General features: G+C 61.3%; 20 protein-coding genes. 10 read left to right on the top strand and 10 right to left on the bottom strand.

What is annotated here, in order from left to right:
• Window positions 1-5 precede the first annotated feature (5 nt).
• The 3 genes from AB4N33_RS09380 to AB4N33_RS09390 all read right to left on the bottom strand — a co-directional run bounded on the left by AB4N33_RS09380 (window position 6) and on the right by AB4N33_RS09390 (window position 3,782).
• Window positions 6-2,246, bottom strand: coding sequence for a xanthine dehydrogenase family protein molybdopterin-binding subunit (locus tag AB4N33_RS09380; RefSeq protein ID WP_476457089.1), 2,241 nt, complete (start codon window positions 2,244-2,246; stop codon window positions 6-8).
• A complete protein-coding gene (locus AB4N33_RS09385) occupies window positions 2,246-2,713 on the bottom strand; it encodes a (2Fe-2S)-binding protein (protein WP_460125944.1) in 468 nt (155 codons plus the stop codon). Before AB4N33_RS09385 ends, AB4N33_RS09380 begins: the two co-directional genes overlap by 1 nt.
• A gap of 160 nt (window positions 2,714-2,873) precedes the next feature.
• Entirely contained in the window at window positions 2,874-3,782 is a 909-nt protein-coding gene (locus AB4N33_RS09390) for an AraC family transcriptional regulator (RefSeq protein WP_476457090.1), read from the bottom strand.
• 291 nt (window positions 3,783-4,073) lie between these two features.
• Here AB4N33_RS09390 and AB4N33_RS09395 point away from each other — a divergent pair, with 291 nt between their 5' ends.
• Window positions 4,074-5,597, top strand: a complete 1,524-nt coding sequence (locus tag AB4N33_RS09395; protein ID WP_476457091.1) for a sensor domain-containing diguanylate cyclase — start codon at window positions 4,074-4,076, stop codon at window positions 5,595-5,597.
• A 146-nt stretch (window positions 5,598-5,743) separates the two neighbouring features.
• Here AB4N33_RS09395 and AB4N33_RS09400 read toward each other — a convergent pair whose 3' ends face one another.
• Window positions 5,744-6,637 (bottom strand): LysR family transcriptional regulator, encoded by an 894-nt coding sequence (locus AB4N33_RS09400; RefSeq protein ID WP_476457092.1) that lies wholly within the window; start codon window positions 6,635-6,637, stop codon window positions 5,744-5,746.
• A gap of 97 nt (window positions 6,638-6,734) precedes the next feature.
• Here AB4N33_RS09400 and AB4N33_RS09405 point away from each other — a divergent pair, with 97 nt between their 5' ends.
• From AB4N33_RS09405 to AB4N33_RS09440, 8 genes are all read left to right on the top strand, one after another.
• A complete protein-coding gene (locus AB4N33_RS09405; RefSeq protein WP_476457093.1) occupies window positions 6,735-8,156 on the top strand; it encodes an aldehyde dehydrogenase family protein in 1,422 nt (473 codons plus the stop codon).
• 187 nt (window positions 8,157-8,343) lie between these two features.
• A complete protein-coding gene (locus AB4N33_RS09410; protein WP_476457094.1) occupies window positions 8,344-9,192 on the top strand; it encodes a transporter substrate-binding domain-containing protein in 849 nt (282 codons plus the stop codon).
• Between the two features lie 4 nt (window positions 9,193-9,196).
• Window positions 9,197-9,853 carry an amino acid ABC transporter permease gene (locus AB4N33_RS09415; protein ID WP_476457095.1) on the top strand — a complete coding sequence of 219 codons (657 nt, stop codon included), beginning with the start codon at window positions 9,197-9,199 and terminating at the stop codon, window positions 9,851-9,853.
• Window positions 9,853-10,500 (top strand): amino acid ABC transporter permease, encoded by a 648-nt coding sequence (locus tag AB4N33_RS09420; RefSeq protein WP_476457096.1) that lies wholly within the window; start codon window positions 9,853-9,855, stop codon window positions 10,498-10,500. Before AB4N33_RS09415 ends, AB4N33_RS09420 begins: the two co-directional genes overlap by 1 nt.
• Before the next feature lie 4 nt (window positions 10,501-10,504).
• Window positions 10,505-11,311: an amino acid ABC transporter ATP-binding protein gene (locus AB4N33_RS09425; protein WP_476457097.1), complete on the top strand. Its 807-nt coding sequence runs from the start codon at window positions 10,505-10,507 to the stop codon at window positions 11,309-11,311.
• The gene (locus AB4N33_RS09430; protein ID WP_476457098.1) at window positions 11,308-12,540 is read left to right on the top strand and encodes a M20 family metallo-hydrolase; all 1,233 of its coding nucleotides are present in this window, start codon (window positions 11,308-11,310) and stop codon (window positions 12,538-12,540) included. Before AB4N33_RS09425 ends, AB4N33_RS09430 begins: the two co-directional genes overlap by 4 nt.
• Window positions 12,541-12,555: 15 nt before the next feature.
• Window positions 12,556-13,266 (top strand): DUF1989 domain-containing protein, encoded by a 711-nt coding sequence (locus AB4N33_RS09435; RefSeq protein ID WP_476457099.1) that lies wholly within the window; start codon window positions 12,556-12,558, stop codon window positions 13,264-13,266.
• Between the two features lie 83 nt (window positions 13,267-13,349).
• A complete protein-coding gene (locus tag AB4N33_RS09440; RefSeq protein WP_476457100.1) occupies window positions 13,350-13,955 on the top strand; it encodes a cupin domain-containing protein in 606 nt (201 codons plus the stop codon).
• 197 nt (window positions 13,956-14,152) lie between these two features.
• Here AB4N33_RS09440 and AB4N33_RS09445 read toward each other — a convergent pair whose 3' ends face one another.
• The 6 genes from AB4N33_RS09445 to AB4N33_RS09470 form a co-directional block, all read right to left on the bottom strand.
• Entirely contained in the window at window positions 14,153-14,389 is a 237-nt protein-coding gene (locus tag AB4N33_RS09445) for a hypothetical protein (RefSeq protein WP_476457101.1), read from the bottom strand.
• Window positions 14,390-14,577: 188 nt separating this feature from the next.
• The gene (locus AB4N33_RS09450) at window positions 14,578-15,300 is read right to left on the bottom strand and encodes a DUF72 domain-containing protein (RefSeq protein ID WP_476457102.1); all 723 of its coding nucleotides are present in this window, start codon (window positions 15,298-15,300) and stop codon (window positions 14,578-14,580) included.
• Window positions 15,297-15,728, bottom strand: a complete 432-nt coding sequence (locus AB4N33_RS09455) for an HhH-GDP family DNA glycosylase (protein ID WP_476457103.1) — start codon at window positions 15,726-15,728, stop codon at window positions 15,297-15,299. The genes AB4N33_RS09450 and AB4N33_RS09455 overlap by 4 nt, the downstream gene beginning before the upstream one ends.
• A 20-nt stretch (window positions 15,729-15,748) precedes the next feature.
• A complete protein-coding gene (locus AB4N33_RS09460; RefSeq protein WP_460141995.1) occupies window positions 15,749-17,536 on the bottom strand; it encodes a thiamine pyrophosphate-requiring protein in 1,788 nt (595 codons plus the stop codon).
• Between the two features lie 195 nt (window positions 17,537-17,731).
• Window positions 17,732-18,733, bottom strand: a complete 1,002-nt coding sequence (gene cydB, locus AB4N33_RS09465; RefSeq protein ID WP_476457104.1) for a cytochrome d ubiquinol oxidase subunit II — start codon at window positions 18,731-18,733, stop codon at window positions 17,732-17,734.
• A gap of 12 nt (window positions 18,734-18,745) precedes the next feature.
• Window positions 18,746-20,122, bottom strand: a complete 1,377-nt coding sequence (locus tag AB4N33_RS09470; RefSeq protein ID WP_476457105.1) for a cytochrome ubiquinol oxidase subunit I — start codon at window positions 20,120-20,122, stop codon at window positions 18,746-18,748.
• Between the two features lie 353 nt (window positions 20,123-20,475).
• Between AB4N33_RS09470 and AB4N33_RS09475 the strand changes: the two genes are divergently transcribed.
• Entirely contained in the window at window positions 20,476-20,952 is a 477-nt protein-coding gene (locus AB4N33_RS09475; RefSeq protein WP_460125966.1) for a hemerythrin domain-containing protein, read from the top strand.
• The last annotated feature ends 184 nt before the right edge of the window (window positions 20,953-21,136 follow it).

Below are 21,136 nucleotides of genomic sequence, written 5' to 3' on the forward strand. Positions count from 1 at the left end.
GCGGGTCAAGTGAAGGTGTATCGGCTTAACGGCATGCTGCGGATACGCTGCCCCGTGAGCGTTGCCACCGCATTGGCCACGGCCGGCGCTACCGCCGGCAACGGCGGCTCACCGATGCCCCCCATTTTCTCCCCGCTTTCGACAATGCGCACGTGCACCCGGGCCATCCGTGAAGGCGGCAGGATCGGATACAAATCGTAGTTGCGTGCACGAGGCTTGCCGTCGATGTACACCGCCTCCTCCACCAGCGTCTGCGACAGCCCCAATGCGACCGCCCCATTGACCTGGGCCTCGACAATGGCCGGATTGACGATGCTGCCCGGGTCGATCGCCTGCCAGATATCGTGAACCCTGACCTGGCCGTTCTCGATCGATACTTCGGCGATCACAGCCGTCTGCGTGCCAAACGGCGAAGCCATGGCCACGCCACGGGCGCGCTTGCTGCCGTCTTCGGCGGTGAACGGGCCGCGTTTCCAGCCACCGGACAACTCGCCCACGGCGTTAAGCAGCGTGGTCAGGCGCTGGTTGTCGCGCAGCAGGTGCAGGCGCAGTTCGAACGGGTCCTTGCCCCCCTTGTCGGCGATTTCATCGAGGAACGCTTCGTAGAAGAAGTCATTGAGCGAATTGCCCACCGACCGCCAGTAGCCGAGCATCATCGGGCCTTTGACGTAAATCTGCGCAATCCGCTTGTTGGGGATCGCGTACGACTTGCCGGCCAGGCCTTCGAGGGCCGTCGGGTCGTTTTTCTCGCCCTGCTTGCCGGCGAGGGCTTCGGTGGGGCCTTCGGTGGCGCTGATCGCTTCGATGGCGATCGGCAGGCCGTCAGCGTCCAGCGCAGCGCGGAAGTTGACCGCCGCGACGGGCCGCAGTGCATCACGGACGAACTCCTCTTCCCGGCTCCAGATCAGCTTGACCGGGCGTCCTACGGCCTTGGCCAGCTCGATGGCCTGCGGGTAAGGATTGGCCGAGTCGTAAAGGAAATGCCGGCCAAAAAAACCACCCAGCAACGGCGAATGCAAGGTGATGCGCGAAGCATCAAGGCCGGTGCGCTTAGCGATGTCGGCGCGGAACATGTCCGGTGCCTGGTTGGGAAGCCAGACTTCCAGGGAGCCATCCGGGTTATAGCGTGCCAGCGCCGAAGGTGGCTCCAACTGACCGTGGTTGAGGTACTGATTGTGGTACGTCGCCTCGATTTTGCTCTTGGCGCTGGCCAAAGCCCCGGCAACATCGCCTTCGTTTTCGCTGTCACGAGCCGGCCCCTTCTCGGCAGCCAGGCGTTTGATGTAATCATCGCTGGAAAAATCCGCCGGCATTGGCCGCACCTTGGAGTCGGCGCCCGGTTCCAGCCAGTCGACTTGCACCGCTTCCACCGCGCGTTTGGCATGCCACCAGCGCTCGGCCACCACCGCCACCGCGCCGGGCAGGCGATGCACCGAGTGCACGCCTTTCATGGCCTTGACCTGCTCTTCGTTACGCAGGTTGCCAATGGTCATGCCCAGGCGCGGCGCGTGTTGCACCGCAGCGTGCAGCATGTCGTCGACTTTCAGGTCGATGCTGTAGAGCGCCTTGCCGGTTGACTTGTCGTAGGCGTCGACGCGCTTGACGGGTTTGCCGATCCAACGGAACTGGCTCGGGTCGCGCAATTTCACACTCGCAGGATCCGGCACCGGCAGGTCCATGGCGCGCTCGGCCAGCTCGCCGTAGGCCACTGACCGACCCGATGCGGCGTGTACCACCTTGCCAGGCTCGGTGGTCAATTCGCCCACCGGTACACCGAGTTTTTCGGCACCGGCCTGCAGCATCATGGCCCGGGCCAAAGCACCCAGGCGACGCATCGTCGGGTAGCTCATGCGCACCGACATGCTGCCGCCAGTGATGCGCATGCCGTTTTCCATCACCACATAAGCCTCGCCCGGTGGCGCGGCTTCAACCAGGAAAGTCGCCGGATCGGCATCCAGTTCTTCGCCAACGATCTGCGCCATGGCGGTGTAGGTGCCCTGCCCGCCTTCCATGAAGGGGCACAGCAGGCGCACGGTGTTATCGGGACGGATTTCCAGGAATGCCGGCACCTGGGTGCCACGTTCTCCGGCGACAGTGGCAGCCGCCTGAACACGCGCCGAACCGAGCGGCAGGCCGAAACCGAGTACCAGCGCGCCCACGGCCGTGCCGGCAAGGAAGCGGCGCCGGGAGACGTTGACCGGGTCGGTCAGCAAGGACGCTTGTGCAGAATCGATAGGCGCGTTCATCAGGCATCCCCCTTCGTTGCAGGCTGGCCCGCCAGATCATGGACGGCGGCCTGGATGGCGTTATAGGTGCCGCAGCGGCAGAGGTTGACCATCGCTGCCTCGATCTGGGCATCGTTGGGGTTGGGGTTGTTTTTCAGCAGTGCCGTGGCGGCCATGACCTGGCCGGACTGGCAGTAGCCGCACTGGGCCACCTGGTGTTCGACCCAGGTCGCCACCACGCGTTTGCCGACTTCATCGGCCTCGATCGCCTCGATCGTGGTCACTTCGCGACCGACCACACCGGCCACCGGCGTCACGCAGGAGCGCACGACGTTGCCGTCCACCAGCACGGAGCACGCACCGCACTGCGCCAGCCCGCAGCCATATTTGGTGCCGGTCATGCCCAGGTCATCGCGAATCACCCACAGCAGGGGCGTATCGGCGTCGGCGTCGACCTGATAAGTCTTCTGGTTGATTCGTAGTTCCATGGTTCACCCGCTGATCATCGGTTGGTGTGGCTAGTTATGTTTTTAAAACACCGCCAATCCACTGTAGGAGCAGCCGGTCGACGCTCGATTGCTCGCGATGGCGGTGTGTCAGGCAATGTTGTTGCAGGAATTGACGGCCCTATCGCGAGCAAGCTCGCTCCTACAAGGTCTCCGGTTGGCCGCGCAGGCTGGCTATGTCATTTCTGGGTGCACTGCCAAACATCCGCCCGTACTCACGACTGAACTGCGACGGGCTTTCGTAACCTACCGCAAATGCCGCCCGCGACACATCCAGGCGGTCACTGAGCATCAATCGCCGCGCTTCGTTCAGGCGCAGCCATTTCTGATATTGCAACGGGCTCATGGCAGTCAGTTGACGGAAATGGTGGTGAAAGGTCGGCGCGCTCATTTGTACCCGGGCCGCCAGTTCGTCGATCCGCAAAGGAATGGTGTAGTTGAGCTTGAGCCAGTCGATGGCCTTGGCAATGCGATAACCCTGCCCGTCCACCGCCGTGATCTGACGCAACCGCGCGGCTTGATCGCTCTTGAGCAAACGGTAATGAACCTCACGCAGGATCAACGGCGCGAGCACCGCAATCGCCTCGGGCTCATCGAGCAGCGCCACCAGGCGATTGAGCGCCTCGTCCAGCGCCGTGGTCATGGTGCCGATGCCGACGCCCTTGTCGATCGTACGACTGCGGGTTGCAGGCATACCGCCCTTGGCGATGACTTCGGCCAGCATCGGCACATCCAGTTTCAGGACCAGCCCGACACAGGGCTCCTCGCGGCTGGCAACCAGCACTTCGGAATTGGCCGGTAAGTCCAGAGAGGTAATCAGAAAGCCGCTACGGTCGTAACGGTAGCTCTCGCCGCCCACCCACAAACGCTTTTCGCCCCGGGCCACCAGAATCAGGCTTGGCTCGACCATGCACACGGCAGGTGCCATCGGTTGGTCGCGACGAAACAAAGCCAGCCCGGGAATCGACGTTGCAAAATCACCCGTGTGAGTGACACGCGGGTCGATATTCAAGGCCAGTGAAGATTCATGGCTGGGATTGACATGGCGCATGATGAAGGACTCCTGATGGCCAGACTGTAGCCTTTGAGTCCCATCATTCCTATCCATTACCCTGCATGTTCATAGGATCAGGCAAGGATTCGATCGGATTGCGCAAGTGGGGGGGCGTTCGTTACAACGACCAAGGCATGAGTCAGGGCGCACTTGCCTTGCTCTGAATCTGTTGCTGCAGCAACGTATCGCAGCTTGTATCCTTGGCAACATGAGGGCAAACAGCCGCAGCTATTAACCTGTTCCATACTGTTGTTGGGATGTGAAAAGGACTTTCCATAAGGTAGTGACGTGAAGCGTGATACCCGGCTTGTAGTGCTTTTGATGTTGGTGATCGGTTTTTCTCTGGCGTCGCTGACTATCTGGAAGGTAATAGCGTCCCGAGAAAAAGTGCTGGAAGCAGTGAACATCCAGGGGTTGAACCTCACCCAGGCGCTGGAAACCTACTCCGAAGGCATTGTCCGCCAGAGCTCGCTCCTGCTGCTTGGCCTCGTCGAACGCCTGGAAACCGAAGGCAGCGGGCCGGCCCAGATAGAGCGATTCACTTCGCTGATCAATCGACAGCAGCCACTGATGCCACAGCTCAGTGGCGTGACGGTCTACGATAATCAGGGAAACTGGCTGATGTCTTCCAACAGGCCGATTCCGGCTGGGGCGAACAGCCGTGATCGGGCCTATTTCGTTCATCATCGCAACGATCCCTCCCGTGAGACCTTTATTGGCCCGCCGATCCAAAGCCGTTCCAACCAGGAATGGGTCATCACCGTCAGTCGACGCTTCAATGATGCTCAAGGCCAGTTTGCCGGAGTCGTCGCAGTCACCCTGGGCATCGAGAACTTTCTTCGACTGTTTGGAAAGATCGACGTAGGCCAGGATGGGGCCATCGGGCTGTCCTATACCGACGGTACGATGCTGGTGCGTTATCCCTTCCGAGAGCAGGACATGGGCCGCAACTTTTCCAAGTCGCCCATCTATGCGAAGTATCTTGTCGATCAATCTGTCGGCACCGCCTCGTTTACCTCCAGCCTGGATGGCGTAGAGCGGCTTTATGCCTTCCGAAAGAGTGACGTATTGCCGCTGGTCACGACTGTCGCGCTTGGTAAACAAGAGTCCCTGGCGGCGTGGCGCATGGAGGCTTTGCTGTCGGCAGTCGTCGTGACCGGGCTTCTGGGTCTTACCGGCCTCATCGGGTGGTTTTTGATCCTGGATATCCGTCGTCGAACCCAGGTAGAGGCCCAACTGCTGACGACTCAGCAGCAATTGCTTTCCTCGAACGGGCAGCTTGAATTGCTGGCGATGAAGGACGCGCTGACCGGCCTCGCCAATCGGCGCTGTTTTGACGAGAGCCTGGCCAAGGAAGCGCGGCGGGCGCAGCGCGAAGGCACGTCGTTGGCTTTGCTGATGCTCGATATCGATTACTTCAAGCGTTTCAACGACGCCTACGGGCATGTCGCCGGCGACGCGTGCCTGCAGACAGTGGGTCGTATCCTTGAAGAGTGTGTCAGGCGGCCCTCCGATCTGGTGGCACGCTATGGCGGAGAAGAAATAGCCGTCATCATGCCCAACACCAGCACAGAAGGTGCCGTGGTCGTGGCACACAGCATTCTCCAACGATTGCAGTTCGAGAACATTGCCCACGACGCCAGTCCTTTTGGACGGGTAACCGTGAGTATTGGGATCGTCACGGCAACGGGCGCCCAGCTGGAGCCTCTACAAGGGGTGATCGAGGTGGCCGATGCGGCGCTCTATACCGCCAAGGCGCAAGGGCGTAATCAGTTGGCCGAGGGACATTGGGCCGCGATGGCCCATCATTGATTGCTCTACCGGACACCGCGGGCATCCAGGCAGCTCGCGTCATCGTTGACGACCATCGCGAGTGAACTCGCTCCTACGGGGTTTTGTGTGCACCGCAAAATCTCGGCATGCCGCAATCCCTGTGGGAACGTGTTCCTACAGATCATTTACCCGCGCACTTCCTGTATCAACTCAATGAACGCCCGCAACGCCGCCGGTACGTGGCGGTGGCCTGAGTAATACAGGCAAAGCCCCGGCGTTTGCATTGCGCAATCCTCGAGCACCGCTACCAACGCCCCGCTGTCGAGATCATCCGCTACATACCAACGCGCCAGTTGCGCCAACCCCATCGAAGACAGCGCCGCCTGGCGCATCATCAGCGGCGCATCCAGCACCAGCATGCCCGGCACATCCACCGCCACCGCCTTGCCCCTGGTCGGCAACTGCCACGGTGAAGGCGTGCCATTGGGCAGGCGGGCGCGGATGCAAGCGTGGTTGGCCAGGTCGCTGATACGCTTGGGCTTGCCATGCTCGGCAAAATAGTCTGCCGAACCCACGATGACCATCGGCACCGCCTCGGTGATCGGCACACGGATCATGTCTTTGGGCACCAGATGGCTGGGTCGCAGTCCGGCATCGAAGCCTTCGGCGATGATGTCCACCAACTCCCCTTCAGTGACGACGTCCAGCGTCACTTGCGGGTAGCGCCTGGAAAACTCGGCCATGAATGGCTGCCAGCTCATCAACGCCGCCCCAAGAGAACTGTTGATTCGCAGGCTGCCCGACGGTATCAGACGCTGGTCGCTGACGGTGATCATGGCCTCTTCGATCTGCTTGACCGCCGGGGCGATCTGCTCGACGAACTCGCGGCCAGCATCGGTCAACGCCACGCTGCGGGTGGTGCGATGAAACAACCGGGAGCCCAGGCGCGCTTCCAGCCCCGCCACGGCGCTGCTCACCGCCGAGGTGGACATTTCCAGCTCTACGGCGGCGGCGCGAAAACTCTGGCGACGGGCCACGGCCAGCACCACATGCAATTCGATAAGTCCGCTCTTGTGCATTGTCCTGATTTTCCAGATAGCTCAAGCGTCTTTGCCTGCGTAGTCCAGACAATAGCTCAGCCCTAAACTGGCGCTCAACCCTCTTGAGGAGCATGGCATGCGCCAGTTCAACCAGGCCTACATCAATGGCCGTTTCGTACCTGTGCACGGCGAAACGGTGATACACAGCATCAACCCGGCGACCGAGGAGGTCATCGGTGCGACCACATTGGCCAACCGCGACGATGCCAAGGCAGCCATTGCAGCGGCCAACCGTGCACAACCATCGCTCGAACAGACCGGTAAAGCCGAGCGCATCGACATCCTCAGGTCACTGCAAGCCGCCCTGCTCGCCCGCGCCGATGACATTCGTGACGTGACCATCGAGGAATATGGCGGCCCGGTTTCCCGTGCGCAGTGGGTCAGCCAGTACGCCTCGCAGTGTTTCGCCCGCACCGCCGATATCCTCGCTATCTACGACTTTACCCAGCGCCTGGGTGACGGCGTGGTGCACAAGGTGCCAGTCGGCGTCTCGGCCCTGATCGTGCCGTGGAACAGCGTCGCCGGCACCATCTGCAACAAACTGGCTTCGGCGCTGGGCGCCGGTTGCGCCTCGGTGATCAAGCCGAGCGAACTCAGCCCATTGCAAACCGAAGTAACTGCCCAGGCGCTGCACGCCGCCGGCTTGCCAGACGGCTACTTCAACATCCTGCTGGGGCGTGGCGAAGACGTCGGTGATGAACTGAGCACCAGCGCCGACGTGGCGAAGATCTCCTTCACCGGCTCGACCCAGACCGGCAAGCGGATCGCCCGCACAGCAGTGGACACGATGAAGCGTGTAAGCCTGGGCCTCACGGGTAAATCGGCAACCATTGTGCTCGACGATGCCGACCTCGCCACGGTCATCCCGCAGGCCGCGGCCGCCGCCTTCATGAACAACGGCCAGGCGTGCATCGCCGGCACCCGCTTGCTGGTCCCACGCCAGCGCCTGGAGGAAGTGCTGCTACGGGTGCGCGCTTACGTGGCCACGTTGCAGGTGGGCGATCCCCGTGACCCTGCCACCGCCATCGGCCCGCTGGCCAGCCACGACCAATACGAACGCATTCAGCGCTACATCCGCCTGGGTCTCGAACAAGGCGCAACCTTGATTACCGGTGGCGAGGGGCGCCCCGAGGGCATCGAGCGCGGTTACTACGTCAGGCCGACCGTGTTCGCCCAGGTGCGCAACGACATGGACATCGCCCGGGAAGAAATCTTCGGCCCTGTGCTGTCGATCCTCACCTACGAAACGGACGTCGAGGCCGTGGCGATGGCCAACGACTCGGTCTACGGATTGCAGGCCTATGTGTTCTCGACGGACGTCGCTCGTGCGCAAAAGATCGCCCTGCAACTTCACGCCGGTGGCGTGTTGATCAACCGCAGCACCATCGACCCGCTTGCGCCGTTTGGCGGCTTCAAGCAATCCGGTGTTGGCCGGGAGAATGGCCTGTATGGGCTGGAAGCCTTCCTCGAAGCCAAGTCGATTGTGATCGCCGGTTAGCCAGTGGCTGCCGGCGCACCACACCAAGGCAAACGCCCTCCTGCCGCGCGCAATCGGTGCAGCGCCAGCGCCGGATAGGGCGCAACCCTCCTGAATTTGCGGGTCCGAAGTGTTGGCACACTTCATGCCTCTGTATCATTATTCAAGTTACTTGAATGCGAACAGAGAAAATTCAAGGGGGTTACCGATGACTGGTTTCACGCTCAAAGCATTGTCCTTATCGCTGGTTACGTTGTGCAGCGTTTCCCTGGCACACGCCGATGACCTGTTGCAACGCATCAAGCAGAAACAGGAAATCGTGGTCGCCACCGAGGCGCGTTTTGCGCCTTTCGAATCGGTAGAGAACGGCAAGATCGTCGGCTACGGTGTCGACCTCATGCATTACGTGCTCGACGCCGACCTGCCGGGAGTCAAGGTTCGCCAACTCGACCTGCCGTTCCAGGGCATTCTGCCGGGCCTGGACACCAACAAGTTCGACTTCGTCGTCACCTCGGTCACGGTCAACAAGGCGCGTTACGATCAGTTCGCCTTCACCGTTCCGATTGCCGAATCCACCGTGGCGCTGCTCAAGCGCGCTGACGATGCCGATATCAAGGCCATCGCCGATCTCAACGGTCGGGTGATCGGTTCGCAGGCAGGCTCGGGGCAGTTGGCGGTCTTGCAGGCGCTGGACAGCAAGCTCAAGGCCGAGGGTCAACCAGGGCTCAAGCGCATCAAGGAATACGTGAGCTTTGACGAGGCCTATGCCGACCTCGCCAATGGCCGACTCGATGGCGTCGCCCAGTCGCTGTCCAACCTGGGCCCGCTGATGAAAGCACGCCCTGGCGTGTTCACCACGCTGCCGGAAATGGTCGGGCCGGTGACCTACTTCGGCTGGGTCGGCCGCAAGGACGCCGACAGCGAAAGCCTGGTGAAACTGTTCAGTGACGGCATTGCCCGTGCGGCGCACGACGGCACGCTGAAAAAGCTGCAGGACAAGTGGTTCGGGTTCGCCATGGAGCTGCCAACCGACGCCATGCCGGTCCCGAGCATCTAAGCCGATGAACGATTTCAGCAGCCGTCTGGCGTTGTATTGGCCTGCCTTGCTCGAAGGCGCATGGACTACATTGTGGTTGTGCGCCATCGGCATGCTGCTCGGTTTTGTCCTGGGGGTGCTGATCCACCTCCTGGCCAACGGCCGCAGCCGCGTGGGCGTTGCATTCACCCGGGTGTACGTGAGCTTTTTCCGTGGCACGCCGATGCTCGCCCAACTGTTGCTGCTGTTCTACCTGCCGTCGGCGCTGGGCCTGGACATTCCTCCGTTCGCAGCAGCTGCGGCAGCCCTGGCTCTCAACACGGCGGCCTATCAGTCGCAGATCCTCAGCAGCGGTTTTGCCGCCATCCCCAAGGGCCAGATGGAAGCGGCATCGGTCTTCGCCATTGACAAGTACCAGGCGCTGGTGCACATCCAGTTGCCCCAGGTGCTGCGCATCACGTCGCCGGCGCTGATCAGCGAGTTGATCGACGTGATCAAGGTCTCGGCCGTGGTGTCCGTCATCTCCATCACGGACCTGATGCGCGTCAGCCAGCAACTGGTGTCGCAGACCTATCGCCCCCTTGAGGTGTACCTGGTAGCGGGCCTGTTCTACCTCGTCCTGACCAGCCTCCTGAGTGTGCTGGGCAACCGTCTGGAACGCCACTGGCAGGAGCGCACCTAATGCACGACTTGACCACTTACCTCCCGGATTTCGCCAACGCGCTTCTGGTCACCCTGGGTATCAGCCTGGCCGCAGCTCTGATCGGCCTGGCACTCGGCTTCGGCCTCAATGCCGCGCGCATCGCGGTGCCGGGCTTCGCCCCGGTTTACGGCCTGTACGTCTGGCTGATCCGTGGCACACCGTTTCTCGCGCAACTGGCGGTGATCTACTTCGGCCTGCCTGTGATCGGCCTGAGCCTGGAAGCCGTTGAAGCCAGCATCCTGTCGCTGGCTTTGTACAGCGGCGCCTATTTCGCCGAACTGTTCCGCTCGGCCTGGGCCAGCGTCCCCCATGGCCAGCTGGAAGCGGCCAGGGTTCACGGTCTGTCGCGCCGCCAGGCGTTCTGGCATGTACAGGCGCCGCAGGCGCTGGCATTCGCCCTGCCACTGTTGGGCAATCAGGTGATCCTGACCTTCAAGGAAAGCGCCGTGACCTCAATCATCACCGTCCCGGAGCTGACCATGACCGCCGGGCGCATCGTCTCCACCACATTTTCCTACGTCATGCCCTACGCCTTGCTGGTGCTGAGCTACTGGCTGCTGACCTCCACGGTCGCCGCCGTCGCCCGCGCCCTGGGCCTGCGCATGACACGCCACCTGCGAGGCTGAGCAGATGAGTAACCTACCGCTTCTTGAACTGCGCGGTGTCGGCAAGTCCTACGGCACCCATCGCGTGCTGCGCGGCTTTGACCTGCACGTGCAAGCGGGCGAGATCGTCTCGCTGATCGGTCCCTCCGGATCGGGCAAGACCACCGCGCTGCGCTGCATGAACTTCCTCGAACGCTACGACGAGGGCGAAATCTGGATCGACGGGCAACTGCTGGGGTACAGCGGCAGTGGCCGACTGGAAAACGACCGCGACAGCGAGGCCCAGATCGATGAAGTGCGCAGGCCGCTGTCCATGGTGTTCCAGCAGTTCAACCTGTGGCCGCACATGACCGTACGGGAAAACGTCATGGCGCCGCTGGTCCTGGGCAAGCAGATCGACAAGGCCAAGGCCCGCACCCTGGCCGACCAGGCTCTGGCCCGAGTGGGCCTGAGTGGCAAGGCGGACGCTTACCCCGCGCGCCTTTCCGGCGGCCAGCAGCAGCGCGTAGGCATCGCCCGGGCGCTGGCGGTCAAGCCGCGCCTGATGCTGCTCGATGAACCGACTTCGGCACTGGACCCGGAGTTGGTCGAGGAAGTCCTGCAGGTCATCCGTAGCCTCGCCGACGACGGCATGACGATGGTCATGGTCACCCATGAAATGAGTTTCGCCGCGCAGATCTCCAGCCAGGTGGTGTTCATGGAAGCCGGCACCATCGTCGAGACCGGGGCCCCGTCGTCGCTGTTCCATGCCCCCAAAACCGAGCGTTTGCAACAGTTCCTGCGCCCCTGGTTCAACCGCAGCCTGACCCCACGTCCGCAGGTGAGTGCATGAATACCGACAATGTCATGCATGCCGTTTCCCCAACCAGGCTTGACGGCTTGCTGGAAACCCTGGCTACTTTCGGCCCGGGCAAGTCAGGCGGCATGAACCGACAGGCGTTGTCGCCAGAAGACTTCGACGCACGCGCGTGGATCATCAACCAGGCACAAACGCTCGGCTGCACCGTATGGACCGACGCCTGCGCCAACCTCTTCATCCGGCGCGAGGGCCGTGAGGAACTGTCACCGGTGATGACCGGCAGCCACATCGACACTCAACCCACCGGCGGCAAGCTGGACGGCTGCTACGGGGTCATGGCCGGCCTGGAATGCCTGCACGCCCTGGCCGACGCCAATGTGCAGACTCGTCGCCCGATCGAAGTGGTGGTCTGGACCAACGAGGAAGGCAGCCGTTTCAGCCCCGGCGCCATGGGATCCAGCGCCTATGTCGACCCCAGCCGCCTGCCCGCCTACCGCGCCAACCGAGACGCTGACGGCGTTTCCGTGGGTGAAGCCCTGGACGCCCACGCCCGGCGCTTTCCCCTGCTGCCCCTGCGAAAAAAGATCACCACCCACGCCTTTGTCGAATTGCACATCGAACAAGGGCCGGTGCTGGAGCAGGCCAATGTGCCGCTGGGTGTGGTGAGCGGCATCCAGGGTGTGCGCTGGTACCAGGTCCGCTGCAAGGGCGCCTCCGCCCACGCCGGGACGACGCCGACCGACATGCGCCGCGACGCCATGCTGATGGCGATGACAGCACTTGCCCGCATCGACGCGCTGGCCGAACAACTGGCCGGCGCCGACAAGCGCCTGACCTTTGGCCGCTGGAACGTGCACCCCAACTCGATCAACACGATTGCCGGCGAAGTCACCTTCAGCATCGACTTCCGTCACGCCGCCCCTGCCGTGCTCGCCGCTTTCGATCAGCAACTGCCCGCCTGCCTGCCAGTCGACGCCGAGCTGTCGAGCCTGTTCAGCCACGCGCCGACCGTCTTCGCCCAACCGGTGCTCGACGTGCTCAAACAAGCCTGCGCGGCTACCGGCCTTGGCTGGCAGTCGATCCGCTCGGGCGCGTTCCATGACGCCATGTACCTGGCCGGGCATTGCCCGACCGCCATGCTGTTTGTCCCCAGCCGCGATGGCATCAGCCACAACCCGCTGGAATTCACAGAACCCGCGCAACTGCACGCGGGCGCCCAGGCACTGGCCTGGAGCCTGGTTGCACTTGCCGAACAACCCTGAGACCAAGGAATCGACATGACCCACATCACCCATAGCCACGACTTTCCTGCCTGCTGCCAGCCGGACAACGGCAGTTCGCTGGGCATCAACGCCACGCTCAAGGAGCCGATCTCGCTCGATGGCACCCCGGTACCGGGCGAGATCTACACCGTGCCGGCTCGCTGTGGCCGCGCCGTGCGCCTCAAGGCCGGCCAGACCATCAAGATCGTCAACACCCACGGCACCCAAGTGTGCGATACCTGGTTGTTCAACAGCGAAGACATGAGCGAATTCCTCTCGATGGAACACGCCCGAGCCCATTGCAACAGCATCATCCCCAAGGTCGGCGATGACCTGTTCAGCAACCGCCGGCGCACCATCGGTACCTTGCTGACCGACACCTCCCCGGGCATCCACGACACCCTGATGGCCGCCTGCGACCTGCACCGTTACACCAACCTGGGCGTCGAGGGCTACCACGACAGTTGCGCCGACAACATGCGTTTGGCCCTGCAAGCCATCGGCCTGCGCTCCCACGAAGTGCCGCAGCCGTTCAACTTGTGGATGAACATCCCGGTCAAGCCTGACTACACCGTCGAGTGGCTGCCACCGGTATCCAAGGCCGGCGACTACGTGGAGATTCGCGCCGCGATGGACGTGGTCGTGGTGATGTCGGCCTGCCCTCAGGACATCATACCGATCAATGACCTGAACCCGGTGGAAGTGACCTTCTCGGTTCACGCCTGACCGTCATTTAGCCGGTAGACGATAGGCGTCGCTGCCCCTAGGATGCCTGTCGCCGATTTAATGTCTTTTTAACCGAGGGATGTATGTCCAAAGCAAGTCATACGCCTACAACCAAATCCCTCCATTCCGAGGGACTGCCAAGCCTGAGCATGCGCCTGCGCCATGCACGCAAGGTGGCTGGGCTGACGCTCAAGCAGGTTGCCCAGGCTGCGGGCTGTTCGGAAAGCCTGATCTCCAAACTGGAGAACGACGCCGCCTCGCCGTCCCTGGCGATGCTGCACCGCCTGGCGTTGGCGCTGGGCAGCAACGTGTCCGAGCTGACGTCCGAGGACTGGGTGTCTGAAGAGCCGGTCCTGCGCGCCGGTGCCCGGCAGATCAGCCGGTTCGCCGAGGGGGCGAAAAAAGGCTATATCGACCTGGAGCGCATCACCCACCCGCAAAAGGGCGGACTGTTGCAGGCCGACATCCACATTGTCGCCCCCGGCATGGTCAGTGAGATGATCGAACACGCCGGCGAGGAAATGGGCTACGTGATCGAAGGCAGCCTCGATCTGACACTGGGCGACACCACCTATACGCTGCACGCCGGTGATTCGTTTCACTTTCCGAGCAACGTGCCGCACGGCTATCGCAATTCGACCCAGCAGATCGTGCGCATCCTGTGGGTCAATACGCCGGCGACCTTCTAACCTGACATGGCTGCGCCCCATGCAGCAGTGACCTGCGCCAAACCCTGATTATCTACCCTTCGATCAGCCGCAAGGTTGCAACGCCATTGCTTTCCGGGCTCGGGTTTGAGGGGGCCTGTGTCGTCACGGCGGTTGGCAAGGCGGCTGCCGCCTTGTCCAAGGGCATTACCGCGCATGACCTGTTGAAGTCGACGGACTTATCTTTTTGCCAATAAAGCTTCATGCACCTGGATCGACGGGGTGCGACCTGCCGTGCGCTGGTCATCGAGCCAGCGCCTGGTCTTGCTCACATCAAAGATCTGGCCTTGGTCGATCAAGGCCAGGATGAGCTCGTCCGAAACGCGATAGCGTCCGCATTCCGGACAGTCCCGCTCTTCCCAGGGCCCCGAACAGAGGATGCGCTCGGCCGCACCTACACAAATAAGACAGTTCATCGCGATCACCTTTTTTATTGTTGTAGTCGACAAGCGATTGCCGGCAACTCAATCGACAGGGAAACTTGCGCGGAGTTCTGCACAGACCCTGTGGGAGCGGGCTCGCCCGCGATAGCGGTGTATCAGGCAATCTGGATGTCGTTTGGCCTATCGCTTCGCGACGGTTCGACGCCTCGACATGCTCGCTCCTACAGATGGGTATCAAGCAGTGATAAGAGGGTCAGTGCATTGGCCATGGCTGCGCCGCTGGCGGTGTTGTCGAAAATGCACCACGTGCTCTCGGCCTGCTGCGTTGTCAATTGGACCGCAAGACTCTCCAGATAAGGTAAATCGTAAGGGCTGTGATAAATGCGCGGAGAGCCGTGCAGCCGCCAGTACCTCGGCGTGCCGGCGGGCGTCCTATCGGTGCTGATACGTGAAGGATCGACGGCGGCTTGACTGACCTGGTGGCTAATCAACAACGGCTGCGCGCTGCACCAAGATTCATGCCGTGGTTCCAGCACAACGGGAGTGACACATTGCTCTCTGAGCGCCATGAAAAAGCGCTGTGCTACGGCTTCGTCATAGGCCAGCGACGGAGGAAGCTGCACCAAAAGGCAGCCCAGACGGTCTCCGAGCCCAGCGCATTGATCAAGGAACGTTTCGAGTTCCGTCTCGCAACCTGCCAACCGTAATTGGTGCGTGATGACTTTCGGCATTTTAACGCTGAAACGAAAGTCCTCAGGCACCGATTGCGCCCAGCGCTCATAGGTCGCCCGGCGATGAGGGCGGTAGAAAGAGCTGTTGATTTCAACGCCTGTGAGCCTGCCAGCGTAGCGCTGCAAATGCGTGCCTTCGCTGGAAAATCCATCGGCAACATCGCGCCCTATGCTCCACCCTGCGCAACCTACGTAAATACGCGGTTTGTTCAAAACAGCACCCTGCCCGCTTCTCTCATGAAAATCTCGATGGTCTTCGGACCGATTCCCTCGAAGGCAGACAAGCGCTTCTCAAATTCGCGAATATCGTCACTCGCTTCTCGCACGTTCAGCACCTTGCCTGCGTATTCCTCGTTGAGTGTGTGCGCGAGACTCAATAGCCGAGACGCCGTGGATTCGTCGTATCGCACATAACGGCCCTCGCCGAGCATCCTCACCAATTCACGATGCGAACAGGCCGCGAGCTTTCGCGGGCTATCACAATGATGCCGGTCGACAATCACCCGATAAGCCTCGGCGGCGATCTCGGACTGAATGCGTTTGCCCATCAGGAAGCTGGCAATCAACCACTTGAACAGCCCCTGTTCGTTGGCATCTGTGAGATCAATCCGCAGGTCCTGCGCGCTGATGACTTTGGTCATGGGGCTAATCCTGGCTGCGCCTATTTCTTGCGTGGCAGCACCGCACCCAACACCTGCTTGGCGGTCTGTACCACAATGCCGGCCTGGTCCGGATCACCCTTGAGCAAGGTGGTGGCAAATTTCTTCGCCTGCTCGAGCTTGATGTGCGGCGGTAGCGGCGGCACATTCGGGTCGGTCTTGAATTCGATCAGCACCGGCACGTCCGAGGCCAACGCTTCATCCCACGCAGCAGCCACGTCCTCTTCGCGCTCGACAAAGATGCCCTTCAAGCCAATGGAAATGGCGAACAGGTGATAAGGCACGTCAGGAATGGACTGCGAGGCTTCGAACTTGGGGTCCCCTTCCATCACCCGTTGTTCCCAGGTGACCTGATTGAGATCCTCGTTATTGAACACCGCGCAGATCCACTTGGGGTTGTCCCATTGCTGCCAATACTTGGCCACGGTGATCAATTCGGCCATGTTGCTCATTTGCATCGCGCCATCCCCCACCAGAGCAATCACCGGGCGTTGCGGGAAGGCGAACTTGGCGGCAATCGCGTAGGGCACGGCGGCGCCCATCGAAGCCAGACCACCGGACAACGAACACTTCATGCCGCGCCGCACCTTGAGGTCACGGGCGAACCAGTTGGCGCAGGAGCCGGAATCGCTGGTGATGATCGAAAGCTCCGGCAGACGCGGCGACAGCTCGAACACCACCCGCTGCGGGTTGATCGGGTCCGCCTTGACCATGGCGCGCTTTTCCAGGGTTTTCTCCCAGCTGCTGCGCCAGCCTTCGACCTTTTTGCGCCACCGGCGCGAGGTCTTGTGCTCCAGCAATGGCAACAACGCCGAGAGCGTTTCGCCGGCATCCCCAACCAGGTTCATCTCCATGGGATAACGCAGGCTGAGCATGTCGGGCTGCAAATCAATCTGCACCCCGCGTGCCTGCCCTTCCTTGGGCAGAAACTCGGAGTACGGGAACCCCGAGCCGATCATCAGCAAGGTGTCGCATTCAGTCATCAGCTTGTAGCTGGGCTCGGTGCCGAGCAGCCCGATGCTGCCGGTGACCCACGGCAACTCGTCCGGCAGCGCCGCTTTACCAAGCAACGCCTTGGCGACACCGGCACCGAGTTTTTCCGCCACGGCAATCACTTGGTCGGTCGCCTGCAACGCGCCCGCCCCCACCAGGATTGCGACCTTTTCACCCGCGTTCAGAACGTCGGCGGCGCGTTGCAGATCCGCTTCATAAGGCACAACCTTCGGCTTGGTGTAGCCCACCCCGGAATGCACCGTACCGTGCTCTCTGCCCGGCGGCTCGTATTCAAGGTCCTGCAAGTCATTGGGCAGGATGATCGCCGTCACTCGACGCTCGCCGATGGCCGTGCGCACGGCCCTGTCGATCAGGTGGCGAACCTGGGCCGGTGCCGATGCCTGCTGCACAAAGGCGCCGGCCACGTCCTTGAACATCGACAGCAAATCCAGTTCCTGCTGATAGTGCCCACCCAGCGCGGCACGGGCCTGCTGGCCGACGATTGCCAGGACTGGCATGTGGTCCATCCGGGCATCATAGAGGCCGGTAATCAGGTGCGAGGCGCCGGGGCCGGAAGTGGCGATGCACACGCCCAACTCACCGGTGAACTTGGCGTGCGCCGAGGCCATGAAGGCGGCCATCTCTTCGTGGCGCGCCTGGACGAACTCGATCTTGCCCTGTGCCCTGGCCAGCGCGCCGAAGACACCATTGATGCCATCTCCCGGGTAACCAAAGATGCGTGTCACGCCCCACTGGCTGAGCCTTTCAACCAGAAAATCTCCTACAGTCGTTGTCATGTCGCTTTCGCCTCTCACTGATACATTGAGCCTGCGGCTGTGATGCTTGCCGGTGCACGTATAGGTCTGGACAGTCCGGCGATTGGCGAAGTTCGTATGGATGTTGGGTGAGATACGATTGCACGGTGATCCGGCCCCGGCTGACGGGACGGCGTCCCAGGACGATTCGGGGGCGATATCTCAATACCGGCTCCCTCAATCTTCAATCGGATGAATCTTGCCGCTGAACACCCGGAAACCGAAGGTGTTATAGGCCAGCGTCACGGGTATCAACACCGCGAAACCGATCAGCATGAACATCTGGGTGGCGGGGCCGGAAGTGGCAGCCTGCAAGGTCATCTGCGGTGGGATGATCAGCGGCACCAGGGCGATGAGCATCAATGCGAAGGCGAGAATGAACACGCCCAGCGCCGCGAACAAGGGCAAAAAATCACGTCTGGATCGAAACGCCATCAGGAAAGCTGCCAGCAGCGTAATGACCATCGCCGTGGCGGGCAGCCAGACCAGCGGATTTTCCAGGCGACGGGCATATTGCACGTGCAGAGTCGTCGTCCAGATCACCAGCACCGTGAGCAACCCCACCGTCAGGAACGCCAGCCCACTCGAAAGCCGGCGCGCTCGCTGCTGAAGTTCGCCTTCGGTGCGCCAATACAGCCAGCAACCACCGAGCCATGTGTAGCCGACCACCAGCACGGCGCCGCAGAAGAGCGGGAACGCGTTCGACCACTCCCATCCGGTGCCGCTGTACTGCCCTCCCTCATGTGGGACGCCCTGTACCAAAGTGCCCAACACAATGCCCTGGCATCCTCCCGCAACGACCGACCCCACCATCAATAAGCCGTCCACCAGGCGCTTGATTCGCTCATTGGGCGCATGGTCACGGAACTCCAGCGCCATGGCGCGCAGAATCAACGCCAGGAACATCAGGATGAACGGCAGGTAAAGCGCGGGCAGGAGGATGGCATAGGCCCGTGGGAACAACGCGAGCAACCCGCCACCGCCCAGCACCAGCCAGGTTTCGTTTGCATCCCAGATGGGCAAGATACTCACCGCCATGGCCCGACGCTGTTTGGCGCAACGGGTCATGCCCATCATTGCGCCTACACCCAGGTCCGTGCCGTCCAGCAACACATAATTGAGTACGGAAAACCCCAGCGCCGCAGCGCACAGCAGCGTCAGCCAGTCAGTGTCGAACATGCGCCTGTACCCTCATGACTGACCCGTCTCCTTCGCCAGGGCAGGTTGTGGCCCGTCTTCGTGCTCGCCTGGCGGACGGCGCAACAAGCGCAGCAACACCCACAGGCCGATGCCGAAGGTGAGCAGGTAGAACACAAGGAGGGTCCACGTGGCACTGAGCACCTGCTCGCGCGACACCGAGGACAGACTGTCGGCCGTGCGCAGCAATCCATACACGGTGAAGGGTTGCCGCCCCATTTCCGTGACCACCCAGCCACTGAGCATCGCCAGCATGCCCGCTGGCGCCATCCACACACTGCCATGCAGCATCCAGCGCGCCGTACACAACCGCTGCCGCCGGCGCAACACCAGACTGATCACGCCCTGCGCCAGCATCAGCAGGCCCAGCCCGACCATGGCGCGAAAGGCGAAGAACACCGCTGGCACAGGCGGGATGTCCTTCACAGGGAACTCATCGAGCGCCGGTATGGTGCTGCTCAAGTCATGGCGCAAGTACAGGGAGGCGATGCGCGGAATGGCCACCTCCCAATGATTGCGTCGCTCTGCCATATCGGGAATGGCGAACAGGCGCAAAGGTTCGCCAGCCCCCTCAGGCGGGCGCGTCCAGGAACCTTCGATGGCCGCTATCTTCTGGGGTTGGAATTCCAGGCTGTGCCTGCCGTGCAGATCCCCCACCAAAATTTGCAACGGCATGAGCAACGCAATCACCCACAACGCCATGGAGTAAGTCAGCCTGGCCCGTGGATTGGCGGGGGCACGCAAGAGTTGCCAGGCGCTGACGCCGGCCAGCAAGGTGGCAGTCGCCAGCAGCGTGGCCAGGGTCATGTGCACGAACCGATAAGGGAATGACAGGTTGAAAATGATTGCCCACCAGTCCTGCGCAATGAAGCGGCCATCGGCAGCGATGGCGTAGCCGGCCGGCGTCTGCATCCAGGAGTTGGCCGACAGTATCCAGAAGGCGCTGATCAGCGACCCTACGGCAACCGCGCAAGTCGCGAAGAAATGCAGACGCGGGCCGACCTTTTTCAAGCCGAATACCATGATTCCGAGGAACCCGGCCTCCAGGAAGAAAGCCGCCAGCACTTCGTAGAACATCAACGGTCCCAGGATATCTCCGGCCTGGGTCGACAGGCGCGACCAGTTGAGCCCGAACTGGTACTCCAGAATCAGCCCGGAGGCTGTGCCCACCGCGACATTGAGGGCAAATATTTTCAGCCAGTAACGGTAGGGGTCCATATAAACGCGTTGACGCCGCCACAGCCAGAGCGCTTCGAGCACCATCAGGAAGTTGGCGAGTCCTATCGTCAGCGATGCCAGGACGATATGAAAACTGATGGTGATCGCAAACTGCGCGCGAGCGGCCATCAAGGCCGAATCAACAACTTCCATGTTGCATTCCCGATGGAGCACCACGGCAGCCTTTGCTACGGGGGAGGTATGGCATGAAGACGTCCGGTTCCAAGGTGATGGTCGGTGGACCCTCAACCTGGGGCGATGATTCAAACGGCTCTCTGGAGCCGTTGACACGTGCGTCCGTTTTCCTTCTGCAATCTGCAAGTTGATGAGCGGTCAATCATGCAGAACGCCCGACATGATCATGCGATTTTGCCAACTAACCAATTGATTTTATAACCATATTTGTACATCTAGAGATCTGGCACGCCTGATGCAATTTTCAAGGCTGTGCAGCGTTGACGTATTGATCGACGCGCCTTTGACCGTGATGAATGAAGGAGCCTGACATGAACGCCATCGAACTTTTGAAAGCAGACCACGAGCGTGTAAAAACCATCCTCACTCAGTTGAGTGAATCGACTGATCGCGGCATCAAAAAACGCACGGACTTGCTGGCCAAACTGGAGATGGAAATCACAATCCATACTCAACTGGAAGAAGAAATCCTGTACCCCGCGTTCAAGGAAGCAGGCGGCAAGGACGAAGCAGAAATGTATTACGAAGCCAAGGAAGAACATCGCACCGTCGACGCCCTGGTGCTGCCAGACCTGAAAGCCACCGATCCGAGCACACCGGAATTTGCCGGCCGGGTAAAAGTGGTCAAAGAACTGCTGGAGCATCACATCGAGGAAGAAGAGAAAGAGATGTTCCCTCAGGCCAACAAGCTGCTGGGCAAGGCCAAGCTCAATGAGCTGGGTGCGCAGATGGAAGAAATGAAAGCACAGTACAAAAAGTCGCTGGCGCGCCCTGATATCGCTGCCTGACCCTGCGCGTTATCGTTTACCTCTATCGCGATCAGGCTCGCCTCCACAGGTTAAGACAAAACTGTTTCACCTGTGCGAGCCTGATCGCGATAACCTTCGGACGATGGCGCGTTCATGACCACCAGTCACATCTCTTCAACATCCCTCTGAACTTCACCGCGCCAACCCGTCTCTCCCACTTACC

The sequence above is a fragment of the Pseudomonas sp. S1_E05 genome (genome assembly GCF_056337105.1).